23 protein-coding genes and 1 tRNA gene are annotated in these 25222 nt (G+C 42.8%); 6 read left to right on the top strand and 18 right to left on the bottom strand.

Features of this window, described 5'->3' with window-relative positions; all coding sequences use genetic code 11:
- Positions 1-15 precede the first annotated feature (15 nt).
- From rplA to ACN222_RS26425, 7 genes are all read right to left on the bottom strand, one after another.
- Complete coding sequence (gene rplA / locus ACN222_RS26455; RefSeq protein ID WP_010999425.1) at positions 16-732, bottom strand: 50S ribosomal protein L1; 717 nt, start codon at positions 730-732, stop codon at positions 16-18.
- Between the two features lie 128 nt (positions 733-860).
- Positions 861-1286, bottom strand: a complete 426-nt coding sequence (gene rplK / locus ACN222_RS26450; RefSeq protein WP_010999424.1) for a 50S ribosomal protein L11 — start codon at positions 1284-1286, stop codon at positions 861-863.
- A gap of 7 nt (positions 1287-1293) precedes the next feature.
- Positions 1294-1926 (bottom strand): transcription termination/antitermination protein NusG, encoded by a 633-nt coding sequence (gene nusG / locus ACN222_RS26445; protein WP_010999423.1) that lies wholly within the window; start codon positions 1924-1926, stop codon positions 1294-1296.
- The gene (gene secE, locus ACN222_RS26440; RefSeq protein ID WP_010999422.1) at positions 1926-2147 is read right to left on the bottom strand and encodes a preprotein translocase subunit SecE; all 222 of its coding nucleotides are present in this window, start codon (positions 2145-2147) and stop codon (positions 1926-1928) included. The genes nusG and secE overlap by 1 nt, the downstream gene beginning before the upstream one ends.
- A 197-nt stretch (positions 2148-2344) precedes the next feature.
- Positions 2345-2417 (bottom strand) — tRNA-Trp (locus ACN222_RS26435).
- A gap of 141 nt (positions 2418-2558) precedes the next feature.
- Entirely contained in the window at positions 2559-2921 is a 363-nt protein-coding gene (gene rplS / locus ACN222_RS26430; protein ID WP_044522592.1) for a 50S ribosomal protein L19, read from the bottom strand.
- 191 nt (positions 2922-3112) lie between these two features.
- Entirely contained in the window at positions 3113-3823 is a 711-nt protein-coding gene (locus ACN222_RS26425; protein ID WP_044522588.1) for a TetR/AcrR family transcriptional regulator, read from the bottom strand.
- Positions 3824-3911: 88 nt separating this feature from the next.
- On the opposite strand from ACN222_RS26425, the gene ACN222_RS26420 reads away from it, so the two are divergent.
- Positions 3912-4916 (top strand): SDR family oxidoreductase, encoded by a 1005-nt coding sequence (locus ACN222_RS26420; RefSeq protein WP_010999419.1) that lies wholly within the window; start codon positions 3912-3914, stop codon positions 4914-4916.
- 76 nt (positions 4917-4992) lie between these two features.
- Here ACN222_RS26420 and ACN222_RS26415 read toward each other — a convergent pair whose 3' ends face one another.
- Together ACN222_RS26415 and ACN222_RS26410 are read right to left on the bottom strand one after the other, a co-directional pair.
- Positions 4993-8235, bottom strand: a complete 3243-nt coding sequence (locus ACN222_RS26415; RefSeq protein ID WP_010999418.1) for an efflux RND transporter permease subunit — start codon at positions 8233-8235, stop codon at positions 4993-4995.
- A gap of 60 nt (positions 8236-8295) precedes the next feature.
- Entirely contained in the window at positions 8296-9711 is a 1416-nt protein-coding gene (locus ACN222_RS26410) for an efflux RND transporter periplasmic adaptor subunit (RefSeq protein ID WP_010999417.1), read from the bottom strand.
- Positions 9712-10250: 539 nt separating this feature from the next.
- Between ACN222_RS26410 and ACN222_RS26405 the strand changes: the two genes are divergently transcribed.
- Entirely contained in the window at positions 10251-10793 is a 543-nt protein-coding gene (locus tag ACN222_RS26405) for a phycobiliprotein lyase (protein WP_010999416.1), read from the top strand.
- Between the two features lie 143 nt (positions 10794-10936).
- On the opposite strand, the gene ACN222_RS26400 is transcribed toward ACN222_RS26405, so the two are convergent.
- The 3 genes from ACN222_RS26400 to psaK (ACN222_RS26390) form a co-directional block, all read right to left on the bottom strand.
- Positions 10937-12604 carry a choice-of-anchor I family protein gene (locus ACN222_RS26400; protein WP_010999415.1) on the bottom strand — a complete coding sequence of 556 codons (1668 nt, stop codon included), beginning with the start codon at positions 12602-12604 and terminating at the stop codon, positions 10937-10939.
- 540 nt (positions 12605-13144) lie between these two features.
- Positions 13145-13423: a photosystem I reaction center subunit PsaK gene (gene psaK, locus ACN222_RS26395; RefSeq protein WP_190449668.1), complete on the bottom strand. Its 279-nt coding sequence runs from the start codon at positions 13421-13423 to the stop codon at positions 13145-13147.
- A gap of 247 nt (positions 13424-13670) precedes the next feature.
- Entirely contained in the window at positions 13671-13925 is a 255-nt protein-coding gene (gene psaK, locus ACN222_RS26390) for a photosystem I reaction center subunit PsaK (protein ID WP_011319310.1), read from the bottom strand.
- Between the two features lie 128 nt (positions 13926-14053).
- On the opposite strand from psaK (ACN222_RS26390), the gene ACN222_RS26385 reads away from it, so the two are divergent.
- Positions 14054-14707: a phosphoribosylanthranilate isomerase gene (locus ACN222_RS26385; RefSeq protein WP_010999412.1), complete on the top strand. Its 654-nt coding sequence runs from the start codon at positions 14054-14056 to the stop codon at positions 14705-14707.
- A 43-nt stretch (positions 14708-14750) separates the two neighbouring features.
- Here ACN222_RS26385 and folE read toward each other — a convergent pair whose 3' ends face one another.
- The 5 genes from folE to ACN222_RS26360 form a co-directional block, all read right to left on the bottom strand.
- Complete coding sequence (gene folE / locus ACN222_RS26380; RefSeq protein ID WP_010999411.1) at positions 14751-15458, bottom strand: GTP cyclohydrolase I FolE; 708 nt, start codon at positions 15456-15458, stop codon at positions 14751-14753.
- A gap of 163 nt (positions 15459-15621) precedes the next feature.
- Complete coding sequence (locus tag ACN222_RS26375; protein ID WP_044522584.1) at positions 15622-16347, bottom strand: SDR family oxidoreductase; 726 nt, start codon at positions 16345-16347, stop codon at positions 15622-15624.
- Positions 16348-16708: 361 nt separating this feature from the next.
- The gene (locus ACN222_RS26370; RefSeq protein WP_010999409.1) at positions 16709-17689 is read right to left on the bottom strand and encodes an acetyl-CoA carboxylase carboxyltransferase subunit alpha; all 981 of its coding nucleotides are present in this window, start codon (positions 17687-17689) and stop codon (positions 16709-16711) included.
- A 129-nt stretch (positions 17690-17818) separates the two neighbouring features.
- Positions 17819-18838, bottom strand: a complete 1020-nt coding sequence (locus ACN222_RS26365; protein WP_010999408.1) for a long-chain acyl-[acyl-carrier-protein] reductase — start codon at positions 18836-18838, stop codon at positions 17819-17821.
- A gap of 242 nt (positions 18839-19080) precedes the next feature.
- On the bottom strand, positions 19081-19776 hold the full coding sequence (locus ACN222_RS26360) for an aldehyde oxygenase (deformylating) (RefSeq protein ID WP_010999407.1): 696 nt from the start codon (positions 19774-19776) through the stop codon (positions 19081-19083).
- A gap of 177 nt (positions 19777-19953) precedes the next feature.
- On the opposite strand from ACN222_RS26360, the gene ACN222_RS26355 reads away from it, so the two are divergent.
- From ACN222_RS26355 to ACN222_RS26345, 3 genes are all read left to right on the top strand, one after another.
- Positions 19954-20781 carry a carbohydrate ABC transporter permease gene (locus tag ACN222_RS26355; RefSeq protein ID WP_010999406.1) on the top strand — a complete coding sequence of 276 codons (828 nt, stop codon included), beginning with the start codon at positions 19954-19956 and terminating at the stop codon, positions 20779-20781.
- A 374-nt stretch (positions 20782-21155) separates the two neighbouring features.
- Complete coding sequence (locus ACN222_RS26350; RefSeq protein ID WP_010999405.1) at positions 21156-21458, top strand: hypothetical protein; 303 nt, start codon at positions 21156-21158, stop codon at positions 21456-21458.
- Positions 21459-21722: 264 nt separating this feature from the next.
- Entirely contained in the window at positions 21723-24035 is a 2313-nt protein-coding gene (locus ACN222_RS26345) for a filamentous hemagglutinin N-terminal domain-containing protein (protein WP_010999404.1), read from the top strand.
- A 47-nt stretch (positions 24036-24082) separates the two neighbouring features.
- On the opposite strand, the gene ACN222_RS26340 is transcribed toward ACN222_RS26345, so the two are convergent.
- Positions 24083-25114 carry a hypothetical protein gene (locus ACN222_RS26340; protein ID WP_010999403.1) on the bottom strand — a complete coding sequence of 344 codons (1032 nt, stop codon included), beginning with the start codon at positions 25112-25114 and terminating at the stop codon, positions 24083-24085.
- Between the last annotated feature and the right edge of the window lie 108 nt (positions 25115-25222).

Below are 25222 nucleotides of genomic sequence, written 5' to 3'. Positions count from 1 at the left end.
TACCCATTACCTCGATTATGCAGCTTCAGTCAGTTTATAATCTCTCAGAGCGTTGATATCGACTCTAATAGATGGCCCCATTGTGGCAGACACATAAAATGTGCGCCAGTAGCGACCTTTGGCTCCAGAAGGACGGTTACGGTCAATCGTCTCTTGCAACGCCTTCAGGTTCACCAACAAATCTTCTGGCGAGAAGGATGCCTTACCAAACATAACATGAACAATGCCTGTACGGTCAGCCCGGAACTCTAGCTTACCTGCTTTAAATTCAGCGATCGCACTTGCTACGTCAAATGTGACCGTACCACCTTTTGGTGAAGGCATTAAACCACGAGGGCCTAACATCTTACCAAGTTTTGCTACCTGTGGCATAACATCTGGTGTGGCAATCAACTTGTCAAAATCCATTCGCCCTTTTTGGATTTCGTCAATCAGTTCTTCCGAACCAACTACATCAGCACCAGCGTTGGAGGCTTCTGTAACTTTTTCCCCGCGAGCAATTACGGCTACTCGCACAATTTGTCCTGTACCTTTGGGTAGTGCAACTGTAGTCCGTAATTGTTGGTCTGTATATTTTGGATCAATACCTAAGCGGATATGCGCTTCTGCCGCTTCGCCAAATTTTGCTGTGGCTGTCTCTTTCAACAGACCCAGAGCATCTAAAGGCCCGTATTCTCTATCTTCAACTTTTGCTTGCAATTCTCGCAAGCGGCGTGATACTTTCTTTGTCATTGTTATCTCCTGGGGTCGATTACGAAGTTTGGCTTCTCCCCCGATAAATTTTTAGTTATGAGTGGCGAGTGCTGGGTAATTAAGTGCTGAATCACTATACCCCTCACTATATAACTCGGAATTTTTAACTAATCGGTGACTGTAACGCCCATATTTCTGGCGGTTCCTGCCACAATTTTCATCGCCGCATCTATGTCGTTAGCGTTGAGGTCAGGCAGTTTAGTTTGGGCAATTTCCCGCAGTTGTGCTGTGGTAATTGTGCCAACTTTTTTCTTATTAGGTTCGTTGGAACCTCTTTCAATTTTCGCTGCCTTACGGATTAATACAGATGCTGGTGGGGTTTTGAGTACAAATGTGAAACTCCGGTCTTCATAAACCGATATTTCTACAGGAATTACCATGCCAGCTTGGTCGGCTGTTTTGGCATTGTACTCTTTGCAGAACATCATGATATTAACACCATGTTGACCCAAGGCGGGACCAACTGGGGGTGCTGGGTTGGCTTTTCCAGCATTCAGGGCCAATTTAATGACCGCTACTACTTTCTTCGCCATTTTTTATTTAGCTCTGTTTTTCTACCTGATTAAATTCCAGTTCTACTGGTGTGTCTCGCCCGAAGATCGATAGCAAGGCTTTTAGTTTACTCCGTTCTGGACTAACCTCAATCACCTCACCTTCAAAGTCCTTGAATGGGCCAGAAAGCACGATTATCTTATCACCACTAGCCATGTCAATTTTGACAACTGGCTCTTGTTCTGTGGTTTGTTTAAAGATACGTTCTACTTCTGAGTGACTTAGGGGTAGTGGCTTAACGTGACCGCGACCTTTGCCTGTACCACGTTTTTGTTCTGCTCCCACAAAGTTAATTACGTGGGATGTATTACGTACCACCTGCCAAGTATCATCATCCATCACCATTCGCACTAACACATAGCCAGGAAATACTTTCTCTTCTGTGTGTTGGCGGCTGCCATCCTTACGGATTTTGACTGCTGGTGTGTGGGGAATTTCTACCTGGACGATTTTCTCCGCCACATCAAAAGTTTGAATGCGTTGCTCTAAATTTGTTTTTACCCGCTTTTCGCAGCCTGAGGCTACTTGTACTGCATACCAGCGTGCTTCTGTAAGTGCTGTTTCTGCTGTTTCCTCTGACTGCAACGCCGAGTTTGTTGGTTCGTCTGTCGCAGAAGTCATCAGAATACCTGCTTTGCTACCCAAGCAAACAATCCATCGACTAAGTAGATTAAGGAAGCGGAGAGTGTCACCATAAGCAACACGGCTGCTGATTCACTTATTAGTTGCTTGCGACTGGGCCAAACTACTTTCTCTAGTTCTTCTTTTGTTCCTTGGAAGAAGTTAGTAAAGTTAAACCCACCAGAAGTCTCTGCGATTTCTGCTTCATTTTTTTTGGCCACGGTCGTTTATCCCCCGTCTTTACTCAATACAGCTATAACTCTGCTAATTTTCATCCAGGTTGACAGCTTCAATTCCATCAAAATTAACTGGAAGCAAAAAAGCTGCAAGTATAAAACAACTACACCCGAAATCAATAGCACTTCCTGCTATCTTAGCAGTTGTACTACTGGTTCGGGCTGTGTTTTTTACTTTCGAGCGCGCCCTGGAGGACTTGAACCCCCGACATCAGGTTTTGGAGACCTGCGTTCTACCAACTGAACTAAGAGCGCACAAGCTGGCTTGATTTTAGTTTATGTCAAACTTTTTTTAGTCTAACGTAACTAGATTACCATTCTACCATAGTTTTGTCGAGGTAACTAGCGGCAGATGCCGCCGATTAATTGAGATTTCTCCCATACCCTGAACAAAAATTATAGAGAACGGTCGAACCGTTGCTTGATCCGGGTGGCTTTACCTACGCGACCGCGTAGATAATAAAGTTTAGCACGTCTTACTTTACCACGACGCAATACTTTGATGTTGTCGATCCGAGGAGAGTGCAGCAGGAAGACCCGTTCTACACCAACACCTTGGAATACACGGCGGACTGTAATGGTTTCGTTGATACCACCGTTACGTCTAGCAATAACAACTCCTTCGTAGGGTTGGACGCGGTATTTTTCGCCTTCTTTGATTTTCACGCCGACTCTTACGGTGTCGCCGATATAAATTTCGGGCAGGTTAGACTTTAGTTGTTCCGCTTCTATGGAGCGGATGATCTCTTGAGCGCTCATGGTCTGTTTGTTTAAAAAACTCACGATCATCTATCATAAATGGATCGCTATGTTTCAGTCCACTGATTTTGCTTTTATAAACATCATTCTTTTTAGTTAAAGATAAGATCTGAGTCTGAATACCAGCAGAGAATCTTTACTAATTTGCAACAGTCAGGTTATGGGTATTTTGATCAAGCGATCGCTTGTCTCTATCCCACAGTTAGTTGACCCAGATGGTCTTCTAAGTAAGTCACCATCATCCGCTTCATGTGAGCAATCATGCCATCAATATCTCCACCAGTATTTTTAATCTCTTGTTCCTGCTGGATTAAATAGCTCATACCTTTATAAAGGGCTTTTGTCACCCGCGCAACTTGCCAACCCTGAGTGGGGTTGAGATGAGGGCATACTCTCAGCAGCAAATCATAGATAGTTGCTAGTATTTCTTGATCGACTCGTTTGGCTCCTTCAGCCAGGATGCCTTCCCCTTCTTGACCGGCATTTAAATGTCTAAAAGCAGGATGCTGGCGCTCAAAGGCAATCATGGGGTCAATTACTCGATCAACCATAGCCGCAAAATCCAGACCGGAGACATCCTGTTGTAAGGCTGCTACCGTATTCCTACTTAATTGCTGCATATATCGCTCCCCCAAGGCAGACAGAATCGCCTCTTTGTTGGAGAAATACTGATACACTGACCCAATCGAAATATTGGCACGATCAGCTAAGGCGTTGGTATTGATAGCTTCAGCCCCTCCGTCTGCTAACAAATCGGCAGCTGTATCTAGGATTAAATCACGCCTTTGCCGGCCGCGATCGCCTGAGGGTTTGCGTCGGCTTTTCTGAGGATTGTCATCGTTGGAAACTGATGACTTCACTTGTTTATTATCTGGGGATTGACGATGTGAGCTTTTGCTCATATACTGCGAAACATGATGTGAGTAATAACTCACACTAGCAATGTTCAGACTGGGTTTACAAGCTATAAGATCAACAGGAATAAATATCATGAGCAGCAAAATAGCTTTTGTGACTGGAGCAACAGGTCTGCTGGGTAGTAATCTTTGCCGAGCGCTTGTATCCCAGGGATGGCAAGTAAAAGGTTTGGTTCGTTCTCTTGATAAGGCCAAACGTTTCCTGGGAAATAGTGGAATTGAGTTTGTTCAGGGTGATATTGAGGATGTACCTGCCTTTACTCAGGCATTAAAAGAAGTCGATGCGGTGTTTCACACGGCAGCTTTTTTTCGGGAGTATTACCAACCGGGTAGTGACTGGCAGAAGATGAAACGCATTAATGTAGATGCCACAATGGAACTTCTACAGGCGGCAGAAGCCCAAGGGGTAGCAAAGGTGGTGTTTACCTCATCCAGTGGGGTAATCCAAACTGATACACATCAGGCAGCCACGGAAACCGCACCTTACAATAAATTTGCTGAACAGAATCTCTATTTCAAAACTAAGGTTTTAGCAGAACAGGAAATTTACCGCTTTCTCAACGCCAGCCAAATAGACGTAGTGATGATTCTGCCTGGTTGGATGATGGGGCCTGGAGATGCTGCACCAACTTCTGCCGGGCAACTGGTGTTAGACCTATTGGCAGGTAAACTGCCTGGGGTAATTAATGGTGGTGCTGCATTGACTGATGTACGGGATGTGGCGGCGGTTATGGTGAAAGCTGCCGAACAAGGAGAAAGGGGTGGACGTTACATCGTAGCGGGGCCACTAACAACCATGAAAGATATTGCCTTAGAACTGGAAGCGATTTCTGGGGTAAAAGCGCCTAGAATAGAAATTCCTGATGGGATGGCGATCGCGATCGCTTGGTTTTTGGAAAAGTTAACAGGTTTGACTGGTGGAGTCAACCCCATGCCACTAGCTGGTATCCAGACTTTATTGGAAAAAGCCAAGTTAAGTTCAGCCAAAGCCGAACGAGATTTGGGCGCAACCTTCCGCCCCTTGAGGGATACGTTGAAAGATACAGTTCTGTGGTATGAGTCTCAAGGCTATCTATAACGATACTACATGAGTTTTGTTGACGGTTGTTGACCGTCAACGTGGGTTCTCTAGGGTCAGTCTTACAGGTAAGTGTTTACAACATGAACCTTTTCTTCCACATCCGCCACCAAATAAACACTGGCTTACTCCAAGCTCCACTGAATAAATCATGGAGTAGGATGTAAAAGCAGGGGATGATAAATAGTGTGAGGAGTGTTGCTAAGGATAAACCGGAAAACACTACTACACCCAATGGTTGCAAAAATTCTGAGCCTTCACCGATTCCTAATGCTAGGGGAAACATCCCCAAAACAGTAGTAATGGTGGTCATTAATATGGGGCGTAAACGTTGGGGAGCAGCTTGTAAAATGGCGGTGCGACGGTCAACTTTATCGCGATCGCGGATTTGATTGGCCAATTCCACCATGATGATGGCGTTATTGACGACAATACCTACTAGTAGAACTGCACCGACGATGACGGTTGCACCAATGGCAGTATTAGTGATGTAAAGTCCGAAAATCCCGCCGGCTAGTGCTAGGGGAATGGTAAACATAATTACTAGTGGGTCAATGAGGGAATTGTACTGCACTGCCATCACGACGAAAACGAGAAAGCTAGCTAATCCGCCTAATAGTTGCAGTGAACTTTGTAGTTGCTGATTGGATTCTGCGGCGGCGCTTGGTAAAACACTTACGCCTTCAGGTAATTCCAGGTTACTAATTACGTTATTTACCTGTTCGATGGCGCGACTTAGACTAGCTCCTTCAATTAAATTCCCGGCAAATATGACAACTTGGCGTTGGTTAATACGCTGAATCTCTCCGGGTGCTTGAGCTTCGACGATTGTGGCGACATCACTGAGGCGAACTTGACGATTGTTGCCAACAAATAAAGGTAGTCTTTCTAGTTGTGAACCTGTTTGCACTGCTGACTCATTTAACTGTACTCGCACATCTACCAAGCGGTTGCCCCGTTGCAGTTGTGTGGGTATGCTGCCCTCTAGGGCGGTCTGAATTGTGTCTCCAATATCTCTAGTCGTTAATCCTAATGCAGAAACTCTTTCCCAGTCAGGCAGGATTTGAATTTCTGGTTGTCGTTCATCAGCATCGGGACGAAATCTCACTTGGGTGGCTTGTTCTTCTAAAGCTGCTAGTACCTGACGGCTGGCTTGTTGTAATGTGTCTTCATTAGTACCCTGGAGAATCACATCAACGTCGGCATTGCGTACAGGGGAGTTATTGGTAATCAAACCCCGTACTTGACCAGGAGCCAAGCGTAAACGAATACCTGCTAAATTTAGTTTATTTAATTCTTGGGTAACTCGTTCGACATAGGTATCTACATTAGTGCCTGGTTTGAGGGTGATGGTGCTGGTACCTCGTAAGGGGTTAGCATTGGTATTAGTACCAAATAAAGCACCACCGGCAGTTGTGAAAGTATATTCTGTTTCTGGCTGTTGGCGAATAATTTCATCCACCGCGCTCATGACTTTGCTGTTAGTCTCTAAGGGCGTACCCGGTGGGAACTGAGCAAATAAGCTGGCTTGTCCTGTACTAATACGGGGGAGGATTTGTTGGGGAATTTGGGGAGCCATCCATAAACTACCACCACCAAATAGGAGAATAGCGATCGCTACTGTGACTAATCGCCAGCGTAAGATGCCAGCTAAAAATCTACTATACCCCCTTGTAGCTGCTTCAAAACGCTCATTGAATTTCCGCAATGGCCAAAAGTTGCTCAACCCACTGGAAAATTTCCAGCCTAATAATCGAGAGGTCAGCATCGGTACAACTGTTACAGCAATGATGATCGAAGCAGCTACAGAAAAGGTAATCGTGAGAATTAGTTCGTTAAATAGTAGAGCAATAAAACCACCAATAAGTAAGAATGGCAACACTGCCACTAAGTTGGTACTTGTGGAAGCAATTAGAGCGGATTCGACTTCTTGACTGCTGGTTTCTGCTTGAGCAATTAGTTGCTTGTGACTTAACCTGCTTTTACTATCCTTACCAGGAGTTACACCTGCACCTTCAGCGATATTCTCTAACATGACGATGGAGTTGTCTACGACTATACCCACGCCTAAAGCTAAACCACCTAAACTAAAGACATTGATGGATAAGCCGAATAACCCCATCAAAATGATTGCAGCTAGGGTGGCCAGGGGAATAGCAACAACGATGATAAATGTCTGTCGTAAGGAACCAAGGAAGAGAAGGACGGCGATCGCTGCTAATGCTGTTCCTATCAATCCAGAACTGGTAACATTTGATATAGAGTTACGGATAAATCTTGATTCATCTAAGGTAGGTGTGATCACTGTACCTTCTGGAACTATGCTAGATTGTCGCAGTTCCTCTAAACGTTTTTTTACAGCATCAACAACATTAATGGTGTTAGCATCTGGTTGCTTTTGAACACTGACTTTGACTGCTGGCTCACCGTTGAGTGAGACATATATTCGTTGTTGTTCTGCACCATCGATAATTTGGGCAAAGTCTCGGAGATAAACGCGGCGGTTGGAGACGTTTTGCTGTTGGTTGGGATTTGAAGAAGCAGTTGAGGAGACTTCAAAGGACAGATTTCTGAGTTCGTCTGCATTTTGAAAGCGCCCAACGGTACGGGTTAAAGGTTCGGAATTTTGTCCTAAAATCCGACCACCAGAAATATCAACGTTGCGGTCTCTGAGTTCATCTAGAACATCTGTTAAACCTACACCCAAAGCTTGCAAGCGGTCTAGATCAATATTGACTCTGATTTCTTCTTGCACTCCGCCAGATACGTCTACCCCGGCTACTCCAGAAACAACACCCAATTCGCGGGCTAGTTCTTCTTCTGCAAAAACGCGCAAATCCAAGCCTTCCAAAGAGGGGGAAGTTAAGGCAAATTCGTATACTGGCAACTGAGAAGGATCGATTTTAAATAGACGTGGTTCTTCAATGGTGTCTGGTAAACGACCTCTAGACCTGTTAAAAGCTGCTGTCGCATCATTTAAGGCCTGGTCAATATTGCCTCCCGGTTGAAAGTACAAATCCAAACTGACTTGTCCTTCACGAGTTTGAGAAAATATCTGCACTACACCCTCAGTTGCAGAAAATGCTTCCTCCAAGGGTCTGGTTACTTCATCAACTCCTACCTCTGGGGAAATTCCGGGTGCTTGTATGCGGACACCGATACGAGGATAGGTAATGGAGGGTAATAAATCTACGGGCAACTTGACAATAAAAAATACACCCAGCACGATAACTGCTAAGGTGAGCATGAGTGTACCGATATGTTGGCGAATTGATACGGTACTAATACTAAATCCAGCACTTTTATTTACTTGCTGCATAAGTCGCTGCGCTCCAATTAAAAATTAAAAATTCACAACCTAAATCTTTACTTTGAATTTTTAATTCCTTGCAGGGTTTCGCTCTGAAAGAATTGAAAGACGCACATTTTCCCCATCTTTTAAGGGTCTACCACTACGTGCGACGTACTGCTCTCCAGGTTGTAAGCCAGATAAAATTTCTACTTTGCCATCAGCACTTTTTCCTAAAGTTACTGTACGGGCTGTGACTGTTGGCTTACCTTGGCTATCTGTAACTACGTACACTGTGCCGTTTTGATTTTGTGATTGTCTTGGGGTTGTTGGGGAAGATTGCTGGTTTTTGCCTTCCCTTTGAATGGCGGTTTGTGACACTACCACTCGTTCTGGAGTTTGACTGGCAAAATTAACTCTTGCTAGTAATCCACTACCAATATTGCCTTGACTATTAGGAGTTACTACTTCTACTGGTATTAAACGAGCTGTAGCATCTGCGGTTGGGGAAATGCGGGTGACTCTACCGATAATTGTTTGGTCGGGGAAAGCATCTAAGCGTACTTGTACAGATTGTCCGACTTGAATTTCTCCTAGTTCTAATTCGGAGACTTGCACTACTACTTTAATTCGGCTCAAGTCAGCAATTTTTAAAATTTCTCCTCCAGCTTGTAAGAGATTACCTGGCTCTGTGACCCTCTCGGTGATCACACCATTAAGGGGTGATGTGAGGCGCGTATAAGAACGGCGTTCTTTTGTTTGGGCTACTACGGCTTGTTGGGCAAATACTCTACCTTTGGCAGCAGCAACGGCTTGTTCTTCGGTTCGCACTTGCTCAGTCGCTGCACGGAGTGCTTGAGTAGCTGTTTTTGCTTCTGTGCGGGCTTGCTCGGCGGCTTGCTCGGATATAGCTCCTTCTTTAAATAATCTCTCTTGACGTTGGGCATCTGCTTCAGCTTGTACAACTTCGAGTCTTGCCCTTTCCACTTGGGCGCGGGCATTACTTACCTGGGTTGTCGCTCTAGCTACTTCTGATTGCAAAGCTGCGAGTTCGGCTTCTGCTTGCTTGAGGTTGGTGGATAATATGATGTCATCTAATTGCCCGACGTTCTGCCCTCGTTTAACTGTGTCACCTACATCTAAGTTCAAAGCTAAGAGTCTCCCTTCTACCTGCGATCGCAGTGATATCGTTCGGAATGGTGTGGTTGTACCTGTATACTCTGGTTGTGTCTCTATTCTTTCTCTACGGGCGATCGCTACATCTACAGGCACTAATCCGCCTCGTTCTCCGCCACCACGTTGCTGAGATTGGGCTTCTGCTGTTTCCTTGGGTAGGGAACCACAACTTGCTGTTAGTACACCCATACTCAACAGACAAGCAACAAATAAGCTGTATTTTGCACATTGCCAGCCAGGAAATATCTGTCTGTGGGCAGATATTTCGCTCCTAAATTGTAATTTTGTGTTGATTAACTGGCTTGTTGCTGGGTAAGTTTGCTGTTTCATGATTTTTGCTGTGGATTTTGGTTGAAAATCATTTATGGTTTCCCTGTTTGTGGAAGTTTTTAAAATAACAGCCTTTTTTACCTAGCAATCATGTCCATATAGTGCCAACTGAAAAATAGTATTGAGAATAGACCAAGTTTTCCAAAGAAATTTTTTGTGTCAAACATTACTACTCTTACGAAATAAAGTCAAAACAGATTTCTCTACTACTCTATTTACGCAATTGCAGGATTGTGTTTGATATTTGATTGGGCTATGTAAGGTGTATGAATTTTTTATGTTGGTCTGAAAAGTCTTCCTGTTAGGGAACTTGAAGAAACTAAAATTAGTCCTTAGCTTTTTCCCTAAAAATTATTAAGTGCAAATATTTAGCTTTACTAAATATACACAAATATTAGCAATAATACTAGCAATGTCATAGGCAATTCTGAGAGATTTCGATAATATATTAAATTTTCTGAACAGAAATTGCTTTTAGCTACGATATATTATATAGGCAAAATCAGTTATTTATGCCATTTAGGTGAGGACAATCACGAGTGAAATCACTGTCAAAACTTGTACGCACAGTTGATGAATCCCAAATCATCGAGTTTTTTCAAGAGTCAGTTGGTGAGTGGTGTTCACAAAGGCGTTATTATACTCTCCCTGATGGGGAAACCAAGGAGATGATGAGTATGATCACTATCCGATTTTTGGAACAAGGTTGCGATGAATTACAAAAACTGGCTCAGATACATAAGTTAGCTGAGTCAGTTTTTTTGATCTGTGGTGCAGAGGTTACATGGTGCAGTACAGATGTTCTCAAGAATAGGAGTGAGTCGGAAGGTTCCACACTATTTGGTGCTTTAGGAAATATCTTGTACCGCGATCGCGGTTTTGCCACATCTAAACCAGTTACAGCCCAGTATAATTTTCCTAACCCCAAAACCTTATGTTTGCGAACCGAGTACAATGGTTCAGTGTTTGAGGAAGAATTAAAGTTAATTGGTAGCAAATATCGCACCAGACAAACTATTATTTCTCGTGCTGGTGAGCAATTAATGATAGGTCAGTATATAGAAAAGAGAATAGTTCAGTAGTGATTAGTAAATGCTTCTTCTATTGCTTTGGACTAATGACTCTTTAATTATTACTCCCCTTCCCTTGTAGGGAAGGGGTTGGTGGTTATTTTTGAGAGAAAATTGCACAAGGCGTTAGTTAGCCGTGACCAAAGAAATTTGACTTAGCGTCTGCGCTTTACTCTAAGGATGGTTGTTGAAACAACTGCACCTAAAGCAAGCATAGTTCCGGGTTCAGGGACTGTTTCTATGTCCAGAGAGTAAATAGTAGTTGTTCCACTCACCTCATTGGCTGCAACCAGCAAAGGCTTCCTGGTGGGACTATCTGCGGCTGAGATAAATAGTAAACCTTCTGCACCCAAGTCTCCGGCTGCTGGGTTTGTCGTTCCATCCGCATTCTCTGTAGGAACTGTAAAATCACGATTGTTCACGTAGTCCACAAATACGGGACTGACTGGATCTGTAATGTCATATACCATCACACCTCCTACCCGTTCCAGACCAACAAAGGCGTAAAAGCGACCGTTAATTTCCCCAATCTTTACGTCTTCTGGTTCTGGCCCCTTGTCATCGCTGCGGGTATCAAAACTATTTTCAGTATGATTAGAGTTGAAGAATGCAGGTAGACGTTGGGCAATAATTTTTTCAAATTGATCGCCACTATCAAACACTAACTTAAGCTTACCAGTAGCCTGATCCGATTCCCAAATGGAGAAAGAGCGCGCACCATAGGAGTAAATCTTTTCAAACCAGCCATCTTCGTTTTCATCACCTAAAGCTGTGGTGACATTGAGACGACCTAAATTAGCAGTGTTTTTTAAAACACTAGCATTAGGAAATGCTGTAGGGTCAAGGACATACTGATTACTACCCAGGCGTACTGCTTCACGAAAACCATTGTAATCCCGTGCGTCGCCTTCATTAGCAGTGACAATATAAGTTTTGCCGTTCACAGTATAGGAAGCTATACCATCGGGTTGATACATACCCAAAACAGGCCAATTGGCAATATTAATGGCATTGTCGCGATCGCTAGCATCAAAACCATTCCCTGGCAGGCTATGATCCTTAAAGCCTAAGGGGCTGATACTAGTAATCTGATTTGTCATCAGGTCTAAGGTAGCGATCGCATTATTTTCTTGCAACGATATCCAAGCCTTTTTAGAATCAGGGGAAACAGTTATATACTCTGGTTCTAAATCTTGAGCAACGGTAGCATTAGGCCCAAAAATTCTCACTCCATCTGCCCGTAACTGATCGATTTGACTATTGAACTGACCAAAGCCAGCATTGATAACACTGAAGTCAGCTATATTAATAATGCTAATTGAGCCTTCGGGGTCATTTGTATAGTTGCTATTCGGTTCACCTTCATTGGCTACTAGGACACGTTTGCCATCTGGTGTAAATGTGAGCATATCTGGTAATGCACCAACAGCCACCGATTGGATTAATTCGCCATTGGCATTAAAAAAGACGGCCTTACCCGGATTTTGGGGAATAAAATCTTCAATGGCTGCTGCAAGTAAGCCATTCTTAAAGGCGACGCTGTTCACTCCTCTACCGTAGTCTTGGATACCGATATTAAACAAGAATGAGGGTTTAGTCGGATCACTGATACTGATAACATCAATACTACTAGTCCCCCCATTAACCACAAATAGCCGTTGACTTATAGGGTCGTAAGCTGGAATTTCTGCGCCACCCTGCTCAAATAGACCTGTGCTGTAAGTACCTATCGGTTTGAGGGTATTTGCCTCTGCTGGAGCCAACATTGCTCCTAAAAGAATAAAAGATGGAGCTATTGTGGCGATAAGCTTTTGGATAGTCATGGTTTGGATATAATAACTGATGCCTGATTTGTTGATGTTGTGCCGCAAATTCGTAGCATGAAAACTTCACCACAAGCCGGAAATTAAGGCTGGCGGAGTTTTATTACTCATTACTGAGTAGACTAAATTAGTCGGAAGTTTTCAGATGAATATTGAGTGGACTGTCAATTACAGGTACATCCGAGAATTTATTGGTCAAAAGTTAAGGTAAATATAAATTCAGGTTAACTAAAGATTAATAACCGTATTTTTACGTATTCTTTATTTAAATAAGTAAAAACTTATCGTAACTATCATTTTTTTCTGCCAACATCTTCAAGATGGGCGAAAAGTATCAGCCTCTCTCCCCAGCAATTACGGCATACACACAAAAAACAAAAAAATATACAAGGGTGCATCAGTATGAATAATTGCTAAATTATAGTTAGGTTCTATCGCACTAACGCACCTTACCAAAACATCAATTTCGGATAATTATATTTTTTGGTGTTCCTATAGACCTTAGCCTGAGCAGAGAGAGCGGAATTGCAGACAGATTAACTAAATAACACCAAGGTTAGTCAATCCCAACACGGCAGCAACACCAATAATATGACCAAAACTCATAGCCGCCAAAAATGTGGCAACGCTGGGATTATTGAAAATTGAAGGGAAAGGCAAAGGCATCTTTGTCCCCACATGGGGATAGCGAATAGACCTGCCGGCAATTAAAAGTACTAATAGACAACTAGCAATGATAATAGGTGTGCCATTCCAGTTCCAGGTTGTACCTGTGTTGGGTACGGTGGCTTGAGCCGCTAGTAGGATTGATGAGAGCATAGTTCTTTCTCCTGTATGAATAAATTGATTTAGCTGATTAGTTAACAGCAACATCAATACTCCACTTGGTGAAGCAGTAGAATCCTCTCTCATAAGAAAGGTTCAACTCTCCTTCTAAAGTTGGGGTAATGATGCAAAAGCTAACTGCACCCAAATGGCAAGTCTCATCGCTGGAGAAAGAACAGAAATTATTTGTAAACTTGAATTCGTTAAGACCAGAAAATTCCAGTCTTAACGATATCCAATTCTACAGACGACCAATATTAGTCAACCCCAAGACTATACCAATACCAAGAACATGACCAAAAGCCATTGCACCGATAAAGGTGGGAACGCTAATAGGCAACCCAGGGAATTTGGGGCCTACTTGGGGATATTCAACTTTGAGAGCGAACAAAAGAGCTACCACACTGCTAGCACTAATGATAATGCCTACGGTTGGCGACCATTCAGGTGTTGCAGGTACAGTTGCAGCTACTGCTAATAAGGTTGATGAAATCAAGCTTTTGTCTCCTAAATATCTAGGGCAAAGTTAATCTAGACCTAGAAAATTATAGAGTTAGTTAGGACACAACCGAACTTAATCAATTAAAATTCGACTTTTTTTAGTTCCCAATATCGGAAATTCTTATGCGTGTGAAAATTTGCGGCATCACTCAACCACAACAGTCAGTAGCGATCGCCTCTTTGGGTGCAACAGCGCTAGGATTTATATGTGTACCTTCTTCACCGCGTTACGTTACCGCCGGACAAATTCGAGATGCTGTCACACCCTTACCAGAAAATATTGATAAAATTGGCGTTTTTGCCAATAGCAGTATTGCGGAAATTTATCAAACAGTGATTGATTCTGGGTTAACTGGTGTGCAGTTACACGGTGACGAAACCCCAGAGTTTTGCGACCAAGTGCGTCAATCACTTCCCCAAGTAGAAGTATTGAAAGCGTTGAGAGTTCGTAGTCTTGAGCATTTGGAACAAGCAGTTATTTACACTAAGTATATAAATACTTTATTACTTGATGCCTATCATCCCCAGCAATTAGGGGGGACTGGTCAAACTTTAGATTGGCAAATGTTGCAAAAATTTCGCCCAAGTTGCCCTTGGTTACTAGCCGGAGGACTAACACCAGAAAATATCTTAGAAGCTTTAAGCCAACTGAATCCTGATGGTATAGATTTATCTAGCGGTGTCGAACTTAAACCAGGCGATAAAGATTTAGATAAAGTTGCATTACTTTTTGAAAAATTAGAGAGTAGGGAGTGGAAGAAGGGTTCAGGAGAATAAATAATTACTCATTACCCATCCCCCATTACCCATCCCCCATTCCCTAAAAGAATGCTGGTTGATGACGAATCAAGTTAAAGAATTCTTCTCTAGTTTTTTGTTCTTCTTGGAATACGCCTAACATTGCGCTAGTTACAGTCCAAGAGCCTGGTTTTTGTACACCGCGCATCACCATGCACATATGGCTTGCTTCCATCACAACGGCTACACCTTGGGGTTCTAAAATGGTCTGCACAGCTTCAGCAATTTGGCGGGTTAGCCTTTCTTGTACTTGCAAGCGTCGGGAATACATCTCGACAATCCGGGCTAGCTTGCTTAGTCCTACTACCTTCTGGTTGGGGATATAAGCAACGTGCGCTCTGCCCATGAAGGGTAACATATGGTGTTCGCATAAACTAAAGAAGTTAATGTCTCGAACTAATACCATCTCGTTATGACCTTCATCAAAGACAGCACCGTTGAGTAATTCTTCTAAAGATTGGTTGTAGCCACTGGTGAGGAAACGCATTGCCTCTGCCACTCGCTTTGGTGTTTTCAATAGACCTTCTCTTTCCGGGTCTTCTCCAACACCCACTAATATTGACCTAACTGCACCCATCATTGATTCCATATCTTCTTCTGAAGGTTGGTGCAATTCTGGTTCTCGGCCATTATGGGTATTGCGGTCAGGTCTGGTATTGATGGCTTCTGCCAAGTCGGTAATTAGGGGTGATTGTGCGCGATTGGAACCGTTGGAACTAGCAATAGTCATAATTTCAGTCTTGGTTATGGTTTGTTCAATGGTTAACCCCGTAAGGGGAATTCAAAATTCAGAATTCAAAATAATCCTACAAACTAAGTAGGAGTTAGCTTTCTCTGGATCAGTGCAAGCCTAGCCGTAGGCTATTACGAATTACGAATTTACGAATTACAAATTACAGCGCACCTGCGCTGGGCATGAGCGTCAATTCATCAATTACTGCTTGTGGTGGTAATAATGCAGTGTAGAGAATTGACTGAGCCACAATTTCCGGGGTGAGCATTTTGGAACGGTCAAAGTCAGCTTTAACCGTCTCTGTATCCCAAAGTCCAGTATTTACTGCCCCAGGACAAATCGCAGTTACCCGAATACCGTGGACACGTTCTTCTTGTGCCAAGGTTTGAGAAAGTGCCATTAATCCTGCTTTACTGACGCTGTAAACTCCCCAGTGCGGAAAAGATTGTTTAGCTGCAATCGAAGACACATTGATGATTGTGCCTGTATGCCGATCGCGCATTGTTGGCAAAATTCCTTTAATACATTCAAATACGCCCGTCAGGTTCAAGTTAATTACTTGTTGCCAGTCTGCTAAAGGCGTTTCGCTCAAGGTAGCCGTATATGCTACACCCGCATTATTGACAAGAATATCTATATCTCCAAAGTCAATAGCGATCGCTTGGATTTTTGCCTCTACTTGCGATACGTCTGCTAAGTCTACAGTATACGCTTTGGCTACTACTCCAGTCTGTTTTGTTGCTTCTACTACAGGTGTCAATTTATCCAAAGAACGGCTCACCAAAGCCACGTCTATTCCCGCTTTTGCAAAGGCTAACGCCGTTGCTTTGCCAATTCCACTACTTGCCCCAGTAATCAGAGCGCGTCGTTTCTGCTCCAAACTCATGCTTTCTCCCAATTTTTTGGCAGTTTTGCAAGCCCTTGTCACCCAATTATCGAAACTTTTAGAGTCAAATAGATTAAATTAACCTTAAATTTCGATGATATTCCCTGACAAATGCTATGATTATTTGCTATAATTAGTGTTCTCTGCAATTTTGGTTTACGCAAAAATAACAAACGCTAGTTTAAAGACTAGCCCATGTCACTACAGTTAATTAGCAAATACTTTTGACACAGCCACCCATCTACAATTAGTGGCTATTTAGATATAAATACCTATGGCTGACGAGATTGTTAAAAATCTTTAAGTAGCCACAGGTAATTATAACACTGGTTTTGGGTAATAAATCAATTAAGCGCGTTTGTTAATGTGCAACTTCTGTAAATACACCAATTTTGCGGAATTTATCATAACGCAGTTGGCGGCGTTCTTGTGATGTTAAGCGGTCTAGTTCATCCAAGTTATCTAACAGGGCTTGTTTTAAGGTTGTAGCAGCTGTTAAAGGGTCAGAGTGAGCGCCACCTGTGGGTTCAGGTAATATCTGGTCAATAATGCCCAAATTTTTCAGGTCATGGGAGACGATTTTCAGGGCGACGGCGGCTTGGGGAGACTTGCTAGCATCTTTCCAAAGAATCGCCGCACAGGCTTCGGGGGTAGCCACAGTATAGACAGAGTGTTCAAACATTAATAGGCGATCGCCTACACCAATACCCAAAGCGCCACCAGAACCACCTTCACCGATAACGGTGCAGATAATTGGTACATCTAAAGAAAACATCTCGCGCAAATTATAGGCGATCGCTTCCCCTGCGCCTTGGCGTTCGGCTACCACCGTAGGTAAAGCGCCTGGGGTATCGATAAATGTCAAAATCGGCATACTAAATTTGTTGGCGTGTTCCATCAGCCGCATGGCTTTGCGATAGCCGCCTGGAGTCGCCATCCCGAAATTGCGAGCAATATTATCTTTGGTATCTCGTCCTTTTTGATGACCCAAAATCACCACAGGTTTACCACCCAAACGCGCCACACCGCCGATGAGAGCCGGATCATCACCACCACAGCGATCGCCATGCAACTCCATCCATTCATCACTGATGGCCTGAATGTAATCGAGAGTACTAGGACGGCGGGGATGACGTGCTACTTGTAGTCGTTGAGATGGAGACAGAGTACTAAAAATTTCCTCACGCAGTTGCATAGCGCGTGTTTCTAGCTTGCGAATCTCACCAGACACATCTACGCCATTCTCCTCTGCCAGTTGCCGAATTTGATCAATCCGGTTTGCCAGTTCTGCTAGTGGCTTTTCAAAATCCAACAGTAGTGGTTTGCGCTCAGTTGTAGCCATAGTTAGGGATTAGGTATTGGGTATTAGGTATTGGGTATGAGGAATTGGTATTGGGGATTGGGTCTTGGGTACAATCTTGTGACTAGGGTGTATTTTTCTTCCTAATCCCCAGGCCCCAGTCCCCAGCCCCTAAACCAGCAGTGGTCTAAACCCATGTTTCACTGATGCTTGACCAATCTGCTCCATTTTGTCTACGGTAATCTGATTGCGCCCCCAAGAAAAGTTCGTGTACAACTTCTCAAATTCCAAGAGCATAGATTCCGCAAAACAAGCAAATAATTGGCGTGCAGGTACATCCATATTGACTATTTTCATGATTTTCCAGTCAATATCCAGCGAATGTTCGACGATACCGCCGTTCAGTACATAAACACCAGGATACTGAACTTTTGTACCCAAGTTTTTCGGATAACCCCCATCAATCAGCAAACAGGGTTGCTTCAAAACTTGAGGATTAATTTCCACACCTTTAGGCATACTGGCTACCCAAACTACGATATCAGCTTGGGGCAGTGCTTCATCAAGGCTCATGATTTTACCGCGTCCCAGCTCGCTTTGCAACTCTTGGAGACGTTCTTGATTACGGGCGATTAACAGCAATTCTTTCACGTCTGTTTTAGCATCCAGCCAGCGAGTAACTGCACTACCAATATCACCAGTAGCCCCACATATAGCTACTGTTGCTTGGGAGAGTTCAATGCCGAGTTGTTGTGATGCTTGTTCTACCTGCCGACAAATAATATATGCTGTGTGAGTGTTGCCTGTAGTGAAGCGTTCAAACTCTAGTGTCACATTACGAACTTGGCTAAACTGCTCCAATTTAAAGTTTTCAAAAATAATGGAGGAGAAACCACCCAAAGCTGTGATATCAATGCCATTCTTTTGAGCATGAGCCATAGCATTGAGGACTTTGCGGGTTGCGGCTTTAATCCGACGACTGGCTAGCATCTCCGGTAAAAAGCAAGATTCTACATACCTCCCTTCAATTATTTCACCAGTAATACTAGTAACTTTAATGTGGTCAACTATTTGCGGTGGAGCGCTACACCAAAAATCTAGCCCTTGGTCGGCGTATTCTGGGTATCCCAGTTCTTGAGCTACCGCTTGAGCGTGTTCTAAACTTGTCAGATGTCCAATTAGACCAAACATGGAGTGATATATTTAGGCTTGTGCCTTGGCGAATGCGTGGGATATGTGGATAAGAGATAATACTTAACTCTTAAAAATACTATACAAAGTGTGATGAATGCTGAGTCCTGAGTAATGAGTTTGATCATGGGTAATTGGTAATTGATAATTGGGAATAAACTTTTACCCATTACCTATTACCCATCACCAGCCTGAAATCGATAATAACTGGCAGCCTTACTTTAATCAGGAATCAGAACTATTTAAGCTGCTGTAAGTCCGTAGGCTGACATCCGCATAATATCTCTGGTTGTGAAGCCAATATTACTTAACGCTTCGCCGTACTGAATCATAAAATCTTCGACTAGGGCTTCTTTTTCCATAGCTAAGACTGCGGCATCATCCGCGACTTGATTGAGCATTTTCCAAACTATGGGAAGATTATGACGATTAGCTTCTTCTAATTCTGCTTTGGATTGGGCAAAATTTTTCTGTAACCAAACTTCGCCGAAGTTGAGGTGGCTGTATTCATCTTTGACTACACCCTCAGTGATTTTACGAGCAAAATCGTCAGCAACGGGAATGTAGATATTGTATGCGGCGATCGCAAAACATTCAATAATCAGGGACTGAATCAATAGACAGGTAACGATTTTACCTTCAGCCGCCGCTTTTTGGAAGTTACCGTGTAGTCCAGCAAAGAATTCTTTGGCAAACTCCATATCTGGTGATACTTGTAGGTTCCGTCCACAAGCTTCAAATCCTTTTTTGTGACGGCTTTCCATTTTCGAGAGGCGAATTAGGTCTTCTTTATCGTCTGGCAGCAGTTGGGATAGTTGAATGTAATTCTCGTATGCTTCTTGTTCCCCTTCAATCACGATCGCATTTATGCGACTATAGGCATCTTTATATTTTTCGCTCTTGAAATCAATTTCTAAATCGGCTGCAACCTGCTGCATGATATGTTTACTCCTGTAAACCTGAATTATTTGATACCAAACTTTAATCTACCCTATGAATTTAAGGTAATGCTCATTGTGGTTTAATTTTACTTAACAATTGCCTATGTTGTAGATTAGCGGTTGCTGAGGTCGATACTGTATTACCAAAGAAACAAGTGCTTGGCGATCTAACTCATGACCAAATTAAACTGGAATTGGAAATCTGCTGATTTTTGGAGTCTATCAGCACTACTGCTGGGGGCATTGATTGTGCTATCGCCACTGTTTGTGGTTTTTCTCACTTCTTTTGCACCTCCAGGTTCAAATTTAGAACTTTTGCCCAAAAATAATTGGTCATTCGCTAATTACCGCGATGCTTGGCAACGAGGTAAGTTTTTGTTGGCATTCGCTAATTCTACCTTGGTAGCGATCGCAGTGACGGCATTTCAGATTGTGACTTCGGCGTTAGCGGGTTACGCTTTGGCAAGGCTGAAATTCCGGGGTCGGCAAACACTACTTCTGATTGTTTTAGCAACTTTGATCATTCCTTTTCAATTATTAGTGATTCCCATCTTTTTGGTGTTGAAGTGGGGACACCTGATAAATACCTACGGAGCATTAATTTTACCAACTGCTGTCAATGGCTTTGGCATTTTTCTCTTGCGTCAATATTTCCAGACAATTCCTGTAGAGTTGGAAGAAGCTGCAACTATCGACGGGGCTAACCGATTGCAAATTTTGTGGCAAGTCATGTTACCTTTAGCCCGTCCTGCATTGGTGACGCTGTTTTTGTTTACCTTTATTGCTGAATGGAATGATTTATTTAAACCTCTGGTTTTCACCACAAAACCAGAATTAAGAACTGTGCAGCTAGCATTGGCAGAGTTTCAGGAGCAGTTTACCAATAATTGGCCTTTGATGATGGCGGCAGTAACTATTGCAACTGTACCTGTAATGGTGCTATTTCTCATCGGTCAGCGTCAGTTTATCCGGGGAATTGCTACTACGGGTATAAAGAATTGAAATATAGGATTCGTACTTGATTTTTGAAAATGGAAGTAGTGGGGGTATTGCACGCCTGATAATGGTTTTGGTGGGCTTGATAGAAATCTAAATCCAGTATGAGTAGTATGTGCGATCGCATAGCCATCTCGGTCACATCCTTGAGCAATGGCCTAGAAACTATAAACTTTTGTTACTGATTGCATAATTCATCCTCACCCAAACTGATAAATAATTAGCTAAGAGTTGTCATTGCTTTATGCGAACTGATTCGTCTAATGGCTTTTAAAGTTCTTAGCCGTTAGACATAAGAATATTTCAATAAAGCTGGTCTTAAACTTATTAGTTTAAAAAAATTAGTCCTACATCTACCTATCTAGCAACACTCAGGATTTATGGATTCTTCCAAATTAAAGCCATCAGTTACTAGCTCACCAACATTAGAGAGTTTACAAGCATTCATTCAGGAAGAAGTGCTGACGCTATTGAAAAGCTCTAAGCTAGCAGAGATTTTCAAAAATTATAATATCTCAGGAGAAGACGCAGTTAAAATTCAGTTCAGCCTTGATAGAAATAAAATTACGTCAAGGACTGCAAATCTAATAGATACAACTAATATTGTTACACAAACTAACAGTGATTATTGTATTTGCTGGTCAGAAGAGAAACAAGATTTTGTTCGCTGCCCTTGTGGATAAATGAAAATTGGCTGCATATTTATGTAATCTCAATGGAGGCAATAGAATTTTATTGTCTCCATTATCATTGGTTATTTAAAAATAAATTATTATTATCATATTTTGTGAAAACTCTCTGGAAATTTAACGGTTTTTCAGAGTGATGAGAGCGTTATCAACACAAATTTATATTCGAGAAACATCCTCATAAGCCATAATTGATGTTGGTTCAAGGCCGCTATCAATTGTCAACCGGGATTGTTTCTGTGGGGTGTAATAGCTGGTATGAGTAATCTTGGGATGTATGTTAAAGTTTTAGGGGTTGCAGTCAGTAGTTTAATAATTTTCTCTGTAAACTCTGCGATCGCCCAAATTACACAAGATAGTACTCTACCTGAAAATTCCAGAGTCACAAAACAAGAAAACAACATCATTATCGAAGGTGGAACCTTATCTCCTGATAGACGTAATTTGTTCCATAGTTTTCGGGAGTTTTCTGTGCCAGAAAACTATACGGCTGAGTTTAAAACAATCGGTAGTGTCCAAAACATCATTAGCCGAGTAACTGGTAGTTCTATTTCTAGCATTGATGGCATAATCAAATCTGATAGCACAGCCAACCTGTTGCTGATCAATCCCAATGGAATTATTTTTGGTTCTAATGCTGCATTAAATATTCGCTCTTCCTTTTTAGCAAGTACGGCAAATAGTCTGAATTTTGCCGATGGTACTCAATTTAGTACCATCAATCCTCAAAACACATTTGTGCTAACAGTTAGCATTCCTAGTGGGTTACAATTTGGCGCAACGGCAAATCCTATTAAAAATCAATCTCAAGCACGGAATATAAGTGGTAGATCTGTTGGTCTTCAAGTCCCAAATGGTAATACGTTAGCCTTTGTGGGTGGCAACATCACACTAGAAGGCGGCAACTTAACAGTACCATCAGGAAAAATTGAACTAGGAAGCGTTGCTCCCAATAGTCTAGTGATCCTTAATCCAATCAACCAAGGTTGGTTAATAGGGTATCAAGGTGTGCAAGAATTTCGCAACATTCAATTGAGGATTCGCCAAGGGGCTAACGGTAGACAGTTACCCTCTCAGATAGATACTACTGGTAATAATGGCGGTGAGATTCGTCTACAGGGTAACTCCGTAGAACTCAGTGGTGAAAGTGTGCGCTTGAGAAGTATCACTACAGGTAATGCCAATGGTAAAGATATAACGATTAATGCAACAAAGCTAATTGTTCAGAATGGCGCACAGATAGCTACTTCTACCATCAGCCGGGGAGGCTCAGGAAATTTACTAATCAATGCCTTCGAATCTGTAGACATTATTGAGAGTGATACTTTGTCAAGTACAATTACTGGATTAATTGGCATCAGTGCAGGTCAAGGCAGAGCAAGTGACATTAAAATCACTACTGGGAAGTTACGTATCCTTAATGGAGGCGTTGTAACAGCAGACTCTAGTGGATTTTTGAGGACTAATGATTCACCTGTGATACCAGCTGAAGGAAAGGGCGGCAATATCATAGTCAACGCTTCGGAGTCAGTGGAGATAGCGGGAAATGTGAAAACACGTTTTTCTAGTGTCTTGTCTGCGGGGACGAGAAATGCTCAAAATGCAGGAACAGTTAATATAACTACAGGGAAATTAATTGTCCGCGACGGTGGGCAATTAAGTGTAAATGTGGGAGCATTCAACAATCCAGTTAACTCAGGAACACCGGGAAAATTAAATATAACGGCTAAGTCTATATTGCTAGACAATCAAGGACAAATCACTTCTAATACTAGGTCAGGTCAGGGTGGTGATATAAATTTGCTGGTGCAAGACTCGCTACAGATGCGCCGTAACAGTTTGATTTCCACTAGTGCAGGCACGTCCAACGCTCCGGGAAATGGTGGTAATATCACAATCAATGCTCCTAATGGCTTTGTGTTTGCTGCTCCCTTAGGCAATAATGATATTACGGCTAATGCCTTCTCTGGCATTGGTGGTAAAATCACCATCAACGCCAAGAAAATTTTTGGGTTTATACAGCGCGATCGCTCAGACTTAGTAAGGTTATTAAACACTGAAGATCCAAATCTACTCAATCCCAACAAATTGCCAACCAGCGACATTACAGCTTTTTCTCAGCAAAGCCCTTCATTCAATGGCATTGTACAAATTAATACGCCCGATGCTGACCCAAATAAAGGGTTAGTGGAATTGCCGAGCAATCTGATTAATGCTTCTGAGCAAATTGCTGCTAGTTGTAGTCCTCATCGAGGTTTGCAAAGAAATTCGTTTGTTTCCACAGGACGAGGAGGAATTGCATCTAGCCCTACTGATACGCTGATTGATGATGCTGTGTTGGTAGGTTGGACTGTGTTACCGACACAGATAAACGATAGTGCTGATAGGATTCCTGAACAGCACACACAGCAGGTTAATTTAAGCGCTTCTCCCCAAATTGTAGAAGCACAAGGCTGGCAAATAGATCGCAACGGTAATGTAGTACTAGTGGCGCAAGCACCTATTGTAATTCCTCACACCCCCACCCTACATTCGTCAGCTTGTGCTTTATTGGGGAGTAGGGGGGAATAACAACTAACGACTGTACAGACGCGATTAATCGCGTCTCTAACAAATAGCTAATTCGTTTCTTGAATTTGCAAACGGACTGTGTGTTCAGTTGCACCACTGAGTTGCACTTCCATAATTTCACCGCCTAGAGGTTCTATGCAGGTAAGGAGCGATCGCAAGTTGGGCGTACTCGCACCAGTATCTACATATAATCTATCTGCTAAATTACTGATACGTTTCCAAGTCATATATAATTTGGCAATGGTTTGTTCTATTTGCGATGCTTGATTGACCAAATCAGCCGCTACACTCAAACAGCCGACTCTTTGGGCTTCTTCTAGGGCTGTTTCAATATCTACATCATTCTCTGTTAAAGCTTGGACTTGGGCGGCAGATTTGAGATATTTGCCTAATTGTCGCGCTTCTGTTGTGGCTTGTTTGAGAGTGTCCACATCAGGATTCGCCGCTATTTCTTTCTGGATGAATTTTTGGTGTGATTCTGGCAGTTTTTCCATTTCCTTCACCAGAGGGGCAATGTAGCGCGGAGGAAGGGAATTTTCTGCGGCTTTTACTTTGACTTGTTCTGGTAATAAATCTGACGACATCGCCGTCCATTCGTCAGTGAGTTGACGGACTTCGCGCCTAGTGATGCGATCGCCTTTACTCGCGGCTTCACTAACCATTTGTTGTACTTCTGGGGAGGCTTTGGAGGTTTCCACAAAAGCCCGTTTACTAAAATTATTAACTGCACTTGGCTCCAGTTTGCCCTCTTCTAGGAGGGTATCAGCGCTATTTGCCAGTTGAATCCAGGCGTAGGCTTGACTCTTACTGATTTCTCGTTCCTTAAGCCAATTGAGAAAGCCTGTACCGCGCCCGTCACCACCTTTCTTTTCTCTGTCGCGGATTGCTCTTAAGATTCTTCCCCGCCAGATTTCGGTTTGCAAATCAAAGCGATCGCATACCTGCCAAGCTACATCCAACTGCTGTTGGAAGTCTGACTCTGGAATCTGTTCATCTTCCGGATCGGGCAGTTCAAAAGTGATATCAGCAGGCTGTTGTAAAGCAGCTGCTAGGTCGTTGATATTATCCGTTGATTGCACAGTCGGTAACTTATTACTCTAGCGATCGGCTTATTATTACACAATCTGGTGACATCGGCTCAACAGAGTATTGAGACAAGGAATATAACCACTCTGGGCTAGCACAAG

It is taken from the genome of Anabaena sp. FACHB-595, from assembly GCF_048568275.1.
In the GTDB taxonomy this organism is placed as follows: Bacteria; Cyanobacteriota; Cyanobacteriia; order Cyanobacteriales; family Nostocaceae; genus Trichormus.
Note: the sequence above shows the minus strand (reverse complement) of the source record. Positions and strands in the feature narration are given on the sequence as shown.

Excerpts from the sequence above, each read along its gene's own strand:
- ACN222_RS26355 (WP_010999406.1), top strand. The coding sequence starts at position 19,954 with ATGACCAAATTAAACTGGAATTGGAAATCTGCTGATTTTTGGAGTCTA.
- ACN222_RS26385 (WP_010999412.1), top strand. The coding sequence starts at position 14,054 with ATGCGTGTGAAAATTTGCGGCATCACTCAACCACAACAGTCAGTAGCG.
- rplK (WP_010999424.1), bottom strand. The coding sequence starts at position 1,286 with ATGGCGAAGAAAGTAGTAGCGGTCATTAAATTGGCCCTGAATGCTGGA.
- psaK (WP_190449668.1), bottom strand. The coding sequence starts at position 13,423 with ATGCTCTCATCAATCCTACTAGCGGCTCAAGCCACCGTACCCAACACA.
- ACN222_RS26370 (WP_010999409.1), bottom strand. The coding sequence starts at position 17,689 with ATGGCTACAACTGAGCGCAAACCACTACTGTTGGATTTTGAAAAGCCA.
- rplA (WP_010999425.1), bottom strand. The coding sequence starts at position 732 with ATGACAAAGAAAGTATCACGCCGCTTGCGAGAATTGCAAGCAAAAGTT.
- nusG (WP_010999423.1), bottom strand. The coding sequence starts at position 1,926 with ATGACTTCTGCGACAGACGAACCAACAAACTCGGCGTTGCAGTCAGAG.
- ACN222_RS26400 (WP_010999415.1), bottom strand. The coding sequence starts at position 12,604 with ATGACTATCCAAAAGCTTATCGCCACAATAGCTCCATCTTTTATTCTT.
- ACN222_RS26345 (WP_010999404.1), top strand. The coding sequence starts at position 21,723 with ATGAGTAATCTTGGGATGTATGTTAAAGTTTTAGGGGTTGCAGTCAGT.
- ACN222_RS26375 (WP_044522584.1), bottom strand. The coding sequence starts at position 16,347 with ATGAGTTTGGAGCAGAAACGACGCGCTCTGATTACTGGGGCAAGTAGT.
- ACN222_RS26425 (WP_044522588.1), bottom strand. The coding sequence starts at position 3,823 with ATGAGCAAAAGCTCACATCGTCAATCCCCAGATAATAAACAAGTGAAG.
- ACN222_RS26420 (WP_010999419.1), top strand. The coding sequence starts at position 3,912 with ATGAGCAGCAAAATAGCTTTTGTGACTGGAGCAACAGGTCTGCTGGGT.
- ACN222_RS26410 (WP_010999417.1), bottom strand. The coding sequence starts at position 9,711 with ATGAAACAGCAAACTTACCCAGCAACAAGCCAGTTAATCAACACAAAA.
- rplS (WP_044522592.1), bottom strand. The coding sequence starts at position 2,921 with ATGAGCGCTCAAGAGATCATCCGCTCCATAGAAGCGGAACAACTAAAG.
- folE (WP_010999411.1), bottom strand. The coding sequence starts at position 15,458 with ATGACTATTGCTAGTTCCAACGGTTCCAATCGCGCACAATCACCCCTA.
- ACN222_RS26415 (WP_010999418.1), bottom strand. The coding sequence starts at position 8,235 with ATGCAGCAAGTAAATAAAAGTGCTGGATTTAGTATTAGTACCGTATCA.
- ACN222_RS26360 (WP_010999407.1), bottom strand. The coding sequence starts at position 19,776 with ATGCAGCAGGTTGCAGCCGATTTAGAAATTGATTTCAAGAGCGAAAAA.
- ACN222_RS26350 (WP_010999405.1), top strand. The coding sequence starts at position 21,156 with ATGGATTCTTCCAAATTAAAGCCATCAGTTACTAGCTCACCAACATTA.
- ACN222_RS26365 (WP_010999408.1), bottom strand. The coding sequence starts at position 18,838 with ATGTTTGGTCTAATTGGACATCTGACAAGTTTAGAACACGCTCAAGCG.